The 12860-nt window shown below is 64.1% G+C and carries 14 protein-coding genes; 12 read left to right on the plus strand and 2 right to left on the minus strand.

Annotated elements, in window-relative coordinates:
* Positions 1 to 8: 8 nt before the first annotated feature.
* Positions 9 to 227: a hypothetical protein gene (locus IVB24_RS31270; protein WP_247770307.1), complete on the minus strand. Its 219-nt coding sequence runs from the start codon at positions 225 to 227 to the stop codon at positions 9 to 11.
* Between the two features lie 150 nt (positions 228 to 377).
* Here IVB24_RS31270 and IVB24_RS40100 point away from each other — a divergent pair, with 150 nt between their 5' ends.
* The 12 genes from IVB24_RS40100 (at position 378) to IVB24_RS31325 (ending at position 12440) form a co-directional block, all read left to right on the plus strand.
* Positions 378 to 500 carry a hypothetical protein gene (locus IVB24_RS40100; RefSeq protein WP_256471533.1) on the plus strand — a complete coding sequence of 41 codons (123 nt, stop codon included), beginning with the start codon at positions 378 to 380 and terminating at the stop codon, positions 498 to 500.
* A 73-nt stretch (positions 501 to 573) separates the two neighbouring features.
* Positions 574 to 1584, plus strand: coding sequence for a cytochrome c oxidase subunit II (gene coxB, locus IVB24_RS31275; RefSeq protein ID WP_247770308.1), 1011 nt, complete (start codon positions 574 to 576; stop codon positions 1582 to 1584).
* Positions 1581 to 3494: a cytochrome c oxidase subunit I gene (ctaD, locus tag IVB24_RS31280; RefSeq protein ID WP_247770309.1), complete on the plus strand. Its 1914-nt coding sequence runs from the start codon at positions 1581 to 1583 to the stop codon at positions 3492 to 3494. Before coxB ends, ctaD begins: the two co-directional genes overlap by 4 nt.
* Positions 3491 to 4090 (plus strand): cytochrome c oxidase subunit 3, encoded by a 600-nt coding sequence (locus tag IVB24_RS31285; RefSeq protein ID WP_247770310.1) that lies wholly within the window; start codon positions 3491 to 3493, stop codon positions 4088 to 4090. The genes ctaD and IVB24_RS31285 overlap by 4 nt, the downstream gene beginning before the upstream one ends.
* Positions 4087 to 4440, plus strand: a complete 354-nt coding sequence (locus IVB24_RS31290; RefSeq protein WP_247770311.1) for a hypothetical protein — start codon at positions 4087 to 4089, stop codon at positions 4438 to 4440. The genes IVB24_RS31285 and IVB24_RS31290 overlap by 4 nt, the downstream gene beginning before the upstream one ends.
* Positions 4428 to 5351, plus strand: coding sequence for a cytochrome c oxidase assembly protein (locus tag IVB24_RS31295; RefSeq protein ID WP_247770312.1), 924 nt, complete (start codon positions 4428 to 4430; stop codon positions 5349 to 5351). The genes IVB24_RS31290 and IVB24_RS31295 overlap by 13 nt, the downstream gene beginning before the upstream one ends.
* A gap of 74 nt (positions 5352 to 5425) precedes the next feature.
* Positions 5426 to 6217: a heme-binding protein gene (locus tag IVB24_RS31300; protein WP_247770313.1), complete on the plus strand. Its 792-nt coding sequence runs from the start codon at positions 5426 to 5428 to the stop codon at positions 6215 to 6217.
* Positions 6218 to 6320: 103 nt separating this feature from the next.
* On the plus strand, positions 6321 to 8168 hold the full coding sequence (locus IVB24_RS31305) for a PQQ-dependent dehydrogenase, methanol/ethanol family (protein WP_346771345.1): 1848 nt from the start codon (positions 6321 to 6323) through the stop codon (positions 8166 to 8168).
* Positions 8152 to 8991, plus strand: coding sequence for a substrate-binding domain-containing protein (locus tag IVB24_RS31310; protein ID WP_247770314.1), 840 nt, complete (start codon positions 8152 to 8154; stop codon positions 8989 to 8991). The genes IVB24_RS31305 and IVB24_RS31310 overlap by 17 nt, the downstream gene beginning before the upstream one ends.
* Positions 8991 to 9626: a cytochrome c gene (locus tag IVB24_RS31315; protein WP_247774212.1), complete on the plus strand. Its 636-nt coding sequence runs from the start codon at positions 8991 to 8993 to the stop codon at positions 9624 to 9626. The genes IVB24_RS31310 and IVB24_RS31315 overlap by 1 nt, the downstream gene beginning before the upstream one ends.
* 16 nt (positions 9627 to 9642) lie before the next feature.
* Positions 9643 to 10020: a c-type cytochrome gene (locus IVB24_RS31320; protein WP_247770315.1), complete on the plus strand. Its 378-nt coding sequence runs from the start codon at positions 9643 to 9645 to the stop codon at positions 10018 to 10020.
* 5 nt (positions 10021 to 10025) lie between these two features.
* Positions 10026 to 12440 (plus strand): glucose/quinate/shikimate family membrane-bound PQQ-dependent dehydrogenase, encoded by a 2415-nt coding sequence (locus IVB24_RS31325; protein ID WP_247770316.1) that lies wholly within the window; start codon positions 10026 to 10028, stop codon positions 12438 to 12440.
* A gap of 120 nt (positions 12441 to 12560) precedes the next feature.
* Here IVB24_RS31325 and IVB24_RS31330 read toward each other — a convergent pair whose 3' ends face one another.
* A complete protein-coding gene (locus IVB24_RS31330) occupies positions 12561 to 12800 on the minus strand; it encodes a hypothetical protein (protein WP_247303084.1) in 240 nt (79 codons plus the stop codon).
* Positions 12801 to 12860 lie beyond the last annotated feature (60 nt).

Below are 12860 nucleotides of genomic sequence, written 5' to 3' on the forward strand. Positions count from 1 at the left end.
ATCAAGCCTCAGTGCAGGACGTCCAGCGGCACCCGGCCGATCGCCTCGCCATCCTGGTTCGTCACGAGGATGGCGAAGTGACGCCCTCGAAGCTCGGGACGCTCCTTCGACAGACGTCGTGCAATCTCTTCGGCAACCTCCGGCGCCTGAATGTCTTCCGGCAGCCCAGCGCCCCCCTCGTCGGTCGCTGTCCTGGAATCCACCAAATCAAAATGATAGCGCGACACGTTCAACCCGTCGAGTTTGCTGTCAGGAACGCCCGCTGTCCCGGCTTCGTTCCGGCCCGATCGCGGTACTGACGGCCCCGCCATCTCAGAACAGGAACCTCTCAGCTGCCGCAAGATTGCAGAAGTATAGATCGAGCGAGGAGCAAGGACATGCTGGAAGCGCTGCGCGTGCTTGCCCAACCCGGTGCGATGATCGCAGTCCTTGCCATCCTGCTGCTGATGGCCGCCGGCGATGCAGCCATTATCATCGCCGCCGGACGCTGGCCGTTCTAGCGGCTCCCGATTAGGAACCTTTGTAGGATTGGCCGGTTCCGTCCCTCGAAGCGGAAGTACGGCGATCGTCGAGATGCCAGTCTGGGTGCGAAGGATTCTCACGCTAAGCACAACCTGGCCGCTCGCTGCATGCGCGGGCCAGCAGTCCGCGCTCGCCCCCCAGGGATTGCAGTCCGAGCAGATCCGGTCGACGCTTTTCATCTTCCTCACCGTTGCAGCAATCGTCTGGATTGCGGTCGTGCTCGTCCTTGGCGTCGGAATGGTGCGCCGGAAGCGCGTGTCCGACGCACCGCTCGACCTCCACCCAGCCTTCGAGGACCATGCAGGCCGCCTCATCCTGGGGCTCGGCATTGCCACCACCGCGATCGTGCTCGGCCTCTCCTTGGTCAGCTATGCCGGCCAGCGCACCGTTTTCGCCAAGGACGAGAATGCCCTCACGCTGAAGATCATCGGGCATCAATGGTGGTGGGAGGTCCGCTATGAGTCCGACAGTCCGCATCAGAGTTTCGTCACTGCCAACGAGATCAGGATCCCGACTGGCCAGCCGGTGAAAGTCGAGCTGGAATCGGCCGACGTGATCCACAGCTTCTGGGTGCCGGCCCTGACCGGTAAGATGGACCTTATCACCGGGCAGAAGAACGAGCTGCAATTCACGGCAAAGAATGCCGGTGTTTATCGTGGACAATGCGCCGAGTTCTGCGGGCTCCAGCACGCCCATATGGCCTTTGCCGTCATTGCCTTGCCGCCGGACGAATTCGTCCGGTGGCGGCAGCATCAGAACCAGAGCGCGGAGAGCCCTGCGGATCAGCTCGGCGGGCAGGGCGAGGGGCTGTTCCGCGCGCGGGGCTGCGCACTCTGCCACAACATCAGCGGCACGCCGGCCGGCGGGCAGCTCGGCCCGGATCTCACGCATGTCGGCAGCCGCACGACCATCGCAGCAGGAACGCTGCCGAACACCCCGGCGACGCTCGGCGCCTGGATTTCCGATCCCCAGCACATCAAGCCCGGCAATCTCATGCCGAAGATGCCGCTGCAATCGGACGAGCTCATCGCGATTCTTCATTATCTGGAGCAGCTCAAGTGAGCATCGCCGCCCAACCAAACGAATTGCGGGACGATGTCCTGAACGGCTTCCAGCTCTCCACCCAGCTGGAGCGCATCTGGCGCACGCCGTCCGGGCTGCTCGGCGCGCTCATGTCGGTCGACCACAAGGTTGTCGGCCGCCGCTACATCGTAACCGCGTTCGCGTTCCTGCTTCTCGGCGGCGTTCTCGCGATCCTGATGCGCATTCAGCTGGCCGGACCGGAGAAGACCTTCCTCTCCGCAGACAAGTACAACCAAATCTTCACGATGCACGGCTCGACGATGATGTTCCTGTTCGCCGTGCCGGTGATGGAGGCGTTCGCCGTCTACCTCGTTCCACTGATGGTCGGCACGCGCAACATCGCCTTCCCGCGCCTGAATGCCTTCAGCTACTGGATGTTCCTGTTCGGAGGCTGCTTCCTCTGGATCTCCTTTGCCCTCAATGTCGGCCCGGACGTGGGCTGGTTCGCTTACGTGCCGCTTTCGTCGCTGCAATACACGCCCACCAAGCGCCCGGACGTCTGGGCTCAAATGATCACCTTCACCGAAGTCGCGGCGCTGGCGGTTTCGGTCGAGATCGTGGTGACCGTGTTCAAGCTCCGCGCGCCCGGCATGACGCTCGATCGCATTCCGCTGTTCGTTTGGGCGATGCTGGTCACGAGCTTCCTGGTGATGTTTGCGATGCCATCGATCATGGTCGCGTCGACCTCGCTGATCCTGGATCGCCTGGTCAACACCCGCTTTTACGATTCCTCATCCGGCGGCCATCCCCTGCTCTGGCAGCATTTGTTCTGGTTCTTTGGCCATCCCGAGGTCTACATCATCTTCATCCCGGGCACCGGCATGGTCTCGACGATCCTCGCGACCTTCGCGCGCCGGCCGGTGATCGGCTATCCCGTCATCATTCTCTCCTTGATCGCGACCGGCTTCCTGTCGTTCGGCCTGTGGGTCCACCACATGTTCGTGACGGGCCTACCCCAGCTTGGCGCCGGCCTGTTCACGGCGTCCAGCATGCTGATCGCAGTGCCGAGCGGGCTCCAGATCTTCTGCTGGCTGGCGACGCTATGGGACGGGCGGCCGGTCTACCGGACGCCGCTGTTGTTCGTGATCGGCTTCATCGTGATCTTCGTGCTCGGCGGCCTGTCAGGCGTGATGGTCGCCTCGGTACCGATCGACACCCAGGTGCACGATACCTACTTCGTCGTCGCCCATTTTCACTATGTGCTGATTGGCGGTGCCGTCTTCCCGTTGATCGGCGCGGTCTACTACTGGTTTCCCAAGATCACCGGACGCATGCTGAGCGAACGGCTTGGCCGCTGGAATTTCTGGCTCGCCTTCGTCGGCTTCAACGTCGCGTTCTTTCCGATGCATATCCTCGGGCTGATCGGGATGCCGCGTCGGGTCTACACCTACACCGCCGACATGGACTGGGCGCATCTGAACCTGTTGTCCAGCGGCGGCGCCTTCCTGTTCGCGCTCAGTTTCGCGCTGTTGCTCGTCAATGTCATCTACAGCCTCCGCAAGGGTGAGCTTGCCGGCGACAATCCCTGGGATGCGTCGACGCTGGAATGGGCGACCGCCTCGCCGCCGCCGCCGCAGAATTTCGACCGCATTCCCGTCGTCAATCACCGTGATCCGCTGTGGGCCGACAGCGAAAGCCTGCCCGTGGTCGCGGGCCTGAGCGCAGAGCGGCGTGAAGTGCTGCTGACCTCGCTTGCGGAAGCCGAGCCGCAGATCCGCGAGGCTTCGCCGGAGCCAAGCATCTGGCCGCTACTCACGGCGATCGCGACGACGATCTTCTTCATCGGATCGATCTTCACGCCCTGGGCCGTACTGTGGGGCACGCCGCCGATGGCCGTTGCCCTGATCGGCTGGTTCTGGCCGACGGGCAGCAAGGAGGACGAGGTGTGAGGCAGATCATCGTACGCGACGTCTCGGGCCTGCCGACCTACGGCTTCGGCCCGCGCAGCGGCCCCTGGTGGGGCGCGATGGGCTTCATGGCGCTGGAAGGCATGGGCTTCGCCATCGCCATCGGCGCCTATCTCTATCTCTATGCCGTCAATCCGAGCTGGCCGATCGGTGCGTCGCCGCCCGATCTCTGGCCAGGCACGGCTGAGACCGTGCTCTATCTGCTCAGCATCATCCCCAATGAATATACCAACCGCGCGGCGCATCGGCATGACCTCCCCAAGGTCCGTGTCGGCCTGATCGTGATGTCGTTGATCGGCATTGCGCTGTTGGTGCTGCGCGGCTTCGAGTTCGCGCATCTCAACACCCGCTGGGACAATTCCGCCTACGGGTCCATCGTCTGGCTCATCCTCGGGCTGCACACCACGCATCTCGCCACCGATCTCGGCGACACCGTCGTGCTGGCGGTGCTGATGTTCACGCGACACGCCAAGCCCCGTCGGTTCGGCGACGTGACCGACAACGTGTTCTACTGGAATTTCGTCGTGCTCGCCTGGCTGCCGCTCTACGTCCTGCTCGATTGGGTGCCGCGCCTATGACCGACGCTGACGGACGCTCCCGACTGCTCTATTGGGCCGGCGTTGCACTGGGCCCCCTTGCATGGGGGATCAATTTGCAAGGTGTCTACGTGTTGGCGCACTTCTCGTGCGAGAGCACCAGAATCAGCGGTGCGATCCTGAGCGGCGTGCTGGCGGTCGTCGCCCTCGCGGGCACGGCCATATCGGCCCGCGCGGTTCGGCGAGGAGCCGGGGCTGAATGGGCCGATGCGCAAGGCGGCGGGCCGCGGACGTTCATGGCCTGGCTCGGCGTCGGCAGCGGCGTGCTGTTCGCCCTCGTCATTGCGAACCAGCTCGCCGCCTCACTGATGATCAGTCCATGCCTGCGCTGAGGGTTGCGATACTGTTGATCGCGCTGCTTTCGCAGCCGGCATTTGCCCACGGCATCTCGGATGTCGATTCCGGATCGCTCTGGAGCTACGACCCCTGGCTGCTCGCGCCGCTCTACGCGGTCGGCATCGGCTTCTATGTCGGAACGCAGCGGCTATGGCGACATGCCGGCGGAGGACGAGGCGTCAGCTTCCGCCAGGTCGCCGCGTTCTGGACCGGCTGGCTGGTCACGGCGCTGGCCACGACGTCGCCGCTGCACTGGCTCGGCGAACACCTCTTCACCGCGCATATGGTCGAGCACGAGCTGCTCATGGTCGTCGCGGCCCCGCTAATGGCCTTTGCGCGGATCAACGGCCCGCTTTTTTGGTGCCTGCCCGCCTCACTGCGCCCGGCCGCGGGCCGGATTCTCAATCTGCGGGTATTGGCGTTGCCGTGGCGCTTCATCAGCCATCCCGTCAGCGCGACCGTGCTTCATGGCGCAGCGCTGTGGGTCTGGCATGCCCCGCCATTGTACGCATGGGCACTCGAGAGTGCTGCCGTGCATCGTCTCCAGCACATCAGCTTCTTTGCGACCGCGCTGTTGTTCTGGTGGGTGCTGCTGCACGGCCGCGGGCGGGACCGCAGCAGTCGCGTTCGCGACGGCATAGCGATCGGCTGCCTGTTCGTCACCACCCTGCATTCCGGTGTGCTCGGCGCCGTGCTGACGGTCTCGCCGCGGCTCTGGATCCCCGTTCAGGGCGCATTGGCGGGAGAATTCGGCTTGTCGCCGCTAGAAGATCAGCAGCTCGCGGGCATCCTGATGTGGGTGCCGATGGGTACCCTCTACACGGGTGCAGCGCTGTTCTTCGCCTATCGTTGGCTGACCGCTGTCGACTCGCATACACGCCTGTCGCTCGTTCGAAACGTCGGCTGATCGACGCTGCTTCCATAGGAACCGCAGGTTCGAGTCCGACGTTCGCCTGCCAAAGGTCAAATCCCGGAGGCGATATGGCTAAACTCCCTCTCTTGGCGGCAGCTGCGTTCGCAGCCGCGGCATCTTCGTTGACGATCGGCTCCTTCGCGCAGGACCAGCCCCACCCGGCGATGTCCTGCCCGATCGACCATGATCAGCTCGCCGACACTCTCAAGAAGAGCGTGAAACCCGGCGGCGGTCCAAGCAACGGCGGATTGGACAATAACGAGTGGGCAGCCGTCGTTAATCGGCAGGGCATCGTCTGCGCAGTCGCCTACAGCGGCGGCAAGGTCGACGACCAATGGCTGGGCAGCCGGGCCATCGCAGCCGAGAAGGCCAACACGGCGAATGGGTTCAGCCTGAAGGACAAGGCGATGGCGACGGCCAATCTCTATGCAGGCGCGCAACCCGGCGGGTTCCTGTTCGGCGCAGCCCTCAGCAACCCGCCGTCCCCGGAGGTCTTGTACGCGGGACCACCGGAGGAATTCGGCACGGCCCGCGATCCGATGGTGGGCAAGCCGGTCGGCGGCGTGATCGTGTTCGGAGGCGGGCTGGCACTCTATGACGGCAACGGCATCACGGGCGCGTTGGGCGTCAGCGGCGACAGCTCCTGCGCAGATCATAACGTGGCCTGGCGCGTGCGCCACCAGCTCGGGCTCGACCGCGTGCCGGCCGGCGTCAGTCCCAACATGAAGGACGCGATCATCTATGACATCGGACCGGACGGCAAAAGCCTGTCGGGATTTGGTCACCCCAAATGCAACGGCAGGGAAGATCAGATCGCAGTCGACCTTGGTGCCGGGGTCTCGGGCAATGTGGTGAGATAGCCGCCTCTGCCTTTTGGAACCAAGCGGAGGCGCAAGGTTTGTACGTTCGCAAACCGGCCTGCAGCGCGGCACGGCCTCATCACTGCCGTGGAGATCTTTACATATGTTAATGCGTGGTCTCACGCGTTTGCTGAACCGGATTCCAGCCGTCCTTTGCACTTGCTGTGCGGTGCTGTCGTCGGCGTCGGCACAGAGCGATCTCGCCAGCCGCATGAAGAACCCGGGCCAGTGGCCGATGGCGGCGCGCGACTACGCCAACACGCGCTATAGCGAGCTCGACCAGATCAACGCGTCCAATGCCTCGCGCCTCCAGCTTGCCTGGACCTTCTCGGTCGGCGCCGACCGGGGCCAGGAGGCGGCGCCGCTCGTGATCGACGGCACCATGTACGTGGTCGGCCCCTATGCAGGTCCCTATCCCAACCGCGTGTTCGCGCTCGATGCCACGACAGGCGAGTTGAAATGGTCCTACGCGCCGAAGCCCGAGCCCGCGGCCGCGGGGGTCGCCTGCTGCGACGTGGTCAATCGCGGGCTCGCGTTCGACGACGGCAAGGTCTTCCTCAACACGCTCGATGACCATACCGTCGCGATCGACGCCAGGTCCGGCAAGGAGCTGTGGCACACCAAACTCGGAGAGATCAACAAGGGCGAGACCATCACGATGGCTCCCGTGGTGGTCAAGGGCAAGGTTCTCGTCGGCAACAGTGGCGGCGAACTGGGCGTGCGGGGCTGGGTCACCGCCTTAGATGAAAATACCGGCGCGATCGCGTGGCGCGCCTATGCCACGGGCCCCGACAAGGACGTGCTGATCGGCGACGACTTCAAGCCGTTCTACGACAATCTCAAGGGCAAGGATCTCGGGGTGAAGACCTGGCCCGCCGACCGCTGGCAGGTCGGCGGCGGCACCATGTGGGGATGGATCTCCTACGATGCCGAGCTCAACCTGATCTATTACGGCACCGCCAATCCGAGCCCATGGAACGCCAACCAGCGCAGCGGCGACAATCTCTGGAGCACCACGATCTTCGCCCGCGACCCGGACACCGGCCGCGCCAAATGGGCTTACCAGATCAATCCGCACGATCTGTTCGATCACGACGAGATCAACGAGAACGTACTTGTGGATCTCGAGCTCAATGGCCAAACGCGCAAGGTTCTCATTCACCCCGGCCGCAACGGCTACATGTACGTTATGGATCGCGCCACCGGCGAGGTGATCTCGGCGGACGCCTTCGAATTCGTCAACGCGTATAACGGCGTCGACCTCAAGACCGGCAAGATCATCCCAAACGAGGAGAAGACCCCGCTCGTTGGCAAGACGGTGAAGAACATTTGCCCGGCCGCGCCGGGCGCCAAGGATTGGCAGCCGAGCGCGTGGTCGCCGCGCACCAAGCTGCTCTACGTGCCGCACCAACACCTCTGCATGAGCTTCAAGGCGTCGCAGGTCGGCTACATCGCAGGCACGCCCTATGTCGGCGCCGATGTCGACATGTACGCAGGTCCCGGCGGGCATCGCGGCGAGTTCATGGCCTGGGACCCCGTCGCGCGCAAGAAGGTCTGGGAGATCCACGAGAAGCTGCCGGTCTGGAGCGGCGCGCTGGTGACCGCCGGCGACGTTGCCTTCTACGGCACCATGGATCGCCTGTTCAAGGCCGTGGACGCCAGGGACGGGCATGTGCTCTGGCAATTTCGCGCCGGCTCCGGGTTCGTCGGCCAGCCGATTTCCTATCGTGGCTCCGACGGACAGCAATACATCGCGATCCTGTCCGGCGTCGGCGGCTGGCCGGGCGTCGTCGCAAATGCCGAGGTCGATCCGCGCGTACGTAACGGCGCACTGGGCTTCACCGGCGCCATGCAGGACCTGCCGTTCTACACCGCAGGCGGGAGCGAACTGCTGGTGTTCAAGCTCGGCGGCGCGACCGGCGAGGACAACAGCCATGCGCCTGCGAAATAATCGTGTTGCCGTCATCGCGGGCGTTGTTCTGTCGATTGCAACGAGTGTAACGGCATCCGCCGACGGCGCGCTCCGGGTCTGTGCTGATCCCAACAACCTGCCGTTCTCGAACGGTGCCGAGGCGGGGTTCGAGAACAAGCTTGCCGCCATGGTGGCCAGGCACCTCGGTGAACAGATCTCCTACATTTGGTGGGCCCAGCGCCGCGGCTTCATCCGCAACACGCTCAAGGCAGGCAGATGCGACGTGGTGATGGGCGTGCCCGCCGGCTACGATCTCGTGGAGACGACCAGGCCGTATTATCGCTCGACCTATGTCTTCGTCGCGCGCCAGGATCGCCACCTCGATCTCTCCTCGCTGCTTGACCCGCGCTTGCATCATCTGGCGATCGGTGTGCACCTGATCGGCGACGACGGCAACAATCCGCCGCCTGCACAGGCTCTTGGCGACCAGGGGATCGTCGATAATTTGCGCGGCTACTCGATTTACGGCGATTATCGCGAGGCCAATCCGCCGGCGCGCCTGATCGAGGCGGTCGAGAACGGCGAGATCGATGTCGCCGCCGCCTGGGGGCCGCTGGGCGGCTATTTCGCGCAGCGCTCCCCGGTGCCGCTGACGGTCACGCCGATCCGGGATACCGAGCGCTTCGCGCCTCAGCAATTCCAGTTCGCCATCGCGATGGGCGTGCGCAAAGGCGATCACGCCCTGCGCGATCGGCTCAATGCCTTCATCGACGAGCACCGGTCCGAGATCAACGCCTTGCTGCGATCATACGGCGTGCCTCTGGTCGATCTCGCGGCTACAGCATCAGGAGGCAACCAGTGATGTCTGCTCCAGCGCTGGGCGTCAGCGCCATATCGTTGCTGCTGTTGACTGCGCCGGACGGCGCGGTCCTTGCCCAGCAGACCCTGCCGCAATCCCAGGAGGCGCAAATGCCGACGCTGGCGCCGCGCCCCAATTTCGGCGGCAGCATCGGCAACGGCAGGCCCGGCGTCTTCATGCAGGTTCCGGTCAGCCATCTGTTTCCGGGCGCACAGCCGGACCCGCCGCAGATCAAGAACCCGGTGCAGGGCGACCCGAATGCAGCGCAGCGCGGGATGACCTATTACGTCAACTTCAACTGCGTCGGCTGCCACGCGGCCAATGGCGGCGGCGGCATGGGACCGGCGCTGAGCAACAGCACCTTCACTTACGGCGAGCAGCCCGAGAACATCTATCTGTCGATCTACCAGGGACGCCCGAACGGAATGCCGGCCTGGGGAGGCGTGCTGCCCGACAGCGTGATCTGGGATCTCGTCACCTATATCGGCAAGATCAGCAACGAGCCGAGCCGCCAATGGGGTCGGACCTTCTCGGCAAACCCGCTGTCGCCCGGGGTCGAACAGGTCCCGACCGAGCAGGTCTCGACGACCGATCCGTGGTCCGCCACCAAAGCCTTCAGTTTTGGCCAGAAGCCGTGATTGAACGGAGATGCCGATGATGAGCCCGGTCGCACGATTGCTCATTGCCGCCCTGCTGGCGCTGGCAACCGCTTCTTGCGAGGAGGGCAAGGCTGCGGGCCCGGACAATTTCATGGGGGATGCGCGTCGGGGCGCAGACCTGGTCAAGCAGTACCAGTGCGGCGGCTGCCACGATATTCCCGGCATCGCCGGCGCCGAAGGCAATGTCGGGCCGCCCCTGCATCGCATCGGGACGCGGACCTACATTGCCGGCTACATTCAGAATTCGCCGGACAACATGGCAAGTTGGATCGAAGATCCGCAAAGGGCGTTACCCGGCAACGCGATGCCGAGAATGGGTATCCCGCAGAAGGACGCGCGCGACATCGCGGCGTTTCTCTATACGCTGAAGTAGCCGACATGACTCCAAAATCTGGTTCAACAAACTGGTTCCGGGGTGCGCCGTGGCTGGCCATTACCATTGTGGTCGTCGCCATCATGGGCCTTGCCCTTGCCGGCGGCGGAACCTGGCTCGCAGCGCTTGGCGGCTCGGTCTACTATCTGATCGCGGGTGCCATGCTCCTGCTCACGAGCTGGTTGCTCGCGATCCGCCGCGCCGAGGCGCTCTGGGTCTATGCCGTGCTGCTGCTCGGCACGATGGTGTGGGCTATCTGGGAAGCCGGCCTCGATTTCTGGACGTTGGCGCCGCGCGGCGATGTGCTGGCACCGCTGGGTGCATGGCTGATGCTGCCGTTCATCGCATCTCATCTTGGGCCGCGCTGGCGGATCGCCCGGCGGGCTCTCGGAGTCGTTCTGATCGCCGCGGCCATCGTGCTCGGTGTCTCCCTGACGAGCGATCGCCACGATCTCTCGGGCACATTGGCGGAGAACGGGACCGCCGGCGCCACTCCCGCGCCCGAACCGGCTAAGGCCCCGGCCGCCGTGAACTGGACCGCCTATGGCGGCAGCGGCTTCGGCACGCGCTATTCCTCGCTCAGCGAAATCACCAGGGACAACGTGAAGAACCTGAGGCTTGCCTGGGAATTCCGCACAGGTGACCACAAGGGCCCGGAAGATCCAGACGAGATCACGAACCAGGCGACGCCGCTCAAAGTTGGCGATCTGCTCTACACCTGCTCTCCGCATCAAATCGTGTTCGCGCTCGACGCCGCCAGCGGGAAATTGCGCTGGAAGTTCGATCCGCAAATCCAGCACAACAAGGGCTTCCAGCACATGACCTGCCGCGGCGTGGCCTATCATGCCACCCAGCCCGGCGCGGTGACCGCTGACGGCGCGCCGGCGCCGGCCGAATGCGCCGAGCGGATTTTCCTCCCCACCAACGACGGACGGATGTTCGCGCTGGATGCGCAGAGCGGCAAGCCTTGCGAGAGTTTCGGCCAGCATGGGCAGATCGACCTCAAGGAAGGGAGCGAGGTCCAGACGCTCGGCTTCTACGAAGGCACCTCGCCGCCCGTCGCCACCGACAAGGTGCTGATCGTCGGAGGCGCGGTGATCGACAATTATTCCGACCGTGTGCCGTCGGGCGTGATCCGCGGCTTCGACATCTATTCCGGGCGGCTGATCTGGGCCTTCGATGCCGGCAATCCCGACCCGAACGAAATGCCCTCGGCCTCGCATCATTTCACCGCCGGCTCACCCAATTCCTGGAGCATCTCGGCCGTCGACGAAAATCTGGGTCTCGTCTACGTCCCGCTCGGCTCGAGCTCTCCAGACATCTGGGGCGGCGGCCGTTCACCTGAAAAGGAGCGTTACGATTCGGCACTGGTGGCGCTCGATATCATGACGGGAAAGCTGCGCTGGTCGTTCCAGAACGTGCACCACGATCTCTGGGATATGGACATGCCCTCGCAGCCGAGCCTGGTCGATCTGCGATCGAATAGCGGCGTCACGCCGGCGATCTACATCCCGGCCAAGACAGGTGACATCTTCGTGCTCGACCGGCGCGACGGACATCAACTGGTGCCGGCGCCGGAGAAGCAGGTGCCCCAGGGCGCCGCGCCCGGCGACCGCCTTTCCCCGACCCAGCCCTTTTCCGACCTGAGTTTCCGTCCCCGCGCCATGCTGACGGATGCGCAGATGTGGGGCAGCACGATGTTCGACCAGCTGGTCTGCCGCATCAAGTTCAAACGCCTGCGCTACGAGGGCCCGTTCACACCGCCGTCGGAGCAGGGCACGCTGGTGTTTCCTGGTGATTTCGGCATGTTCGAGTGGGGCGGCATTGCGGTCGATCCGCAGCGCCAGATCGCGATCGCAAATCCCCAGTCGATTCCCTTCGTCTCACGCCTCGTGCCGCGCGGGAAAGACAACCCGGCGGCTCCAAACGCGGCACATCCGCCCGGCACGGAGCTTGGCGTTCAGCCGATGTACGGCGCGCCCTACGGCGTCGATCTCGGCATTTTCCTTTCGCCACTCGGCATTCCCTGCCTGGCACCGCCCTGGGGCAATATCGCCGCAATCGATCTCAGGACGCATAAGGTGGTGTGGCAGCACCGCATCGGCACGATCCGCGATCAGGCTCCGCTGCCGCTGCCGTTCAAGCTCGGCGTTCCCATGCTGGGCGGGCCGATCGTGACCGCAGGCGGACTCATCTTCATCACGGGAACGATGGACGACTACATCCGCGCCTTCGACGTTCGCAACGGCAGGCAGCTCTGGCAGGACCGCCTTCCCGCCGGCGGCCAGTCGACGCCGATGACCTATGAAGCCGGCGGCAAGCAATACGTCGTCACGGTGGACGGCGGCCATGGATCGTTCGGCACCAGACTCGGCGATTATGTCCGCGCCTATGCGCTGGAGAAACCGTCACGACGTTGAGCGATGATCCGACGGTCAGCCTTCCGGCACTCGCAAGCTGACCAGCTATACAACCCCAGGAACGCGATCGAGGTATACAAGTTTTTCGCAGCCGCGATTGAACGAGTCTTCGTTAGCGACCTACTCATCGACCGATAAGGTCAGCGAGAAAAAGATACGACCGTGTTCGGGAGAGGCGCTGTCACTGACAACGATCTGCCAAGGGTGCCCCTGCCAAAATGTCTCCCCAAGCCCGTCGGCGAGTAGACCGCTGGCCAGTTTGACGGCTTCGGCCTTGGCCGCTTTAATGTCGGGAAATTCCTCGCCGGTTTCATCCGTGATGGCGGTGCCGTCCAGAACGTGAAAATAATACCGCGTCATACCCGATCTCCCTCCCATCTGATTCTACTCTGGAAGATACGTGTGAGGGAGCAAGCCAGA

It is taken from the genome of Bradyrhizobium sp. 192, assembly GCF_023100965.1.
GTDB lineage: Bacteria > Pseudomonadota > Alphaproteobacteria > Rhizobiales > Xanthobacteraceae > Bradyrhizobium > Bradyrhizobium symbiodeficiens.

Coding starts and splice junctions, on each gene's coding strand:
- IVB24_RS31325 (WP_247770316.1), top strand. CDS start 10,026: ATGACTCCAAAATCTGGTTCAACAAACTGGTTCCGGGGTGCGCCGTGG.
- IVB24_RS31295 (WP_247770312.1), top strand. CDS start 4,428: ATGCCTGCGCTGAGGGTTGCGATACTGTTGATCGCGCTGCTTTCGCAG.
- IVB24_RS31310 (WP_247770314.1), top strand. CDS start 8,152: ATGCGCCTGCGAAATAATCGTGTTGCCGTCATCGCGGGCGTTGTTCTG.
- IVB24_RS31300 (WP_247770313.1), top strand. CDS start 5,426: ATGGCTAAACTCCCTCTCTTGGCGGCAGCTGCGTTCGCAGCCGCGGCA.
- IVB24_RS31330 (WP_247303084.1), bottom strand. CDS start 12,800: ATGACGCGGTATTATTTTCACGTTCTGGACGGCACCGCCATCACGGAT.
- IVB24_RS31315 (WP_247774212.1), top strand. CDS start 8,991: ATGTCTGCTCCAGCGCTGGGCGTCAGCGCCATATCGTTGCTGCTGTTG.
- coxB (WP_247770308.1), top strand. CDS start 574: ATGCCAGTCTGGGTGCGAAGGATTCTCACGCTAAGCACAACCTGGCCG.
- IVB24_RS31305 (WP_346771345.1), top strand. CDS start 6,321: ATGTTAATGCGTGGTCTCACGCGTTTGCTGAACCGGATTCCAGCCGTC.
- IVB24_RS40100 (WP_256471533.1), top strand. CDS start 378: ATGCTGGAAGCGCTGCGCGTGCTTGCCCAACCCGGTGCGATGATCGCA.
- IVB24_RS31290 (WP_247770311.1), top strand. CDS start 4,087: ATGACCGACGCTGACGGACGCTCCCGACTGCTCTATTGGGCCGGCGTT.
- IVB24_RS31320 (WP_247770315.1), top strand. CDS start 9,643: ATGATGAGCCCGGTCGCACGATTGCTCATTGCCGCCCTGCTGGCGCTG.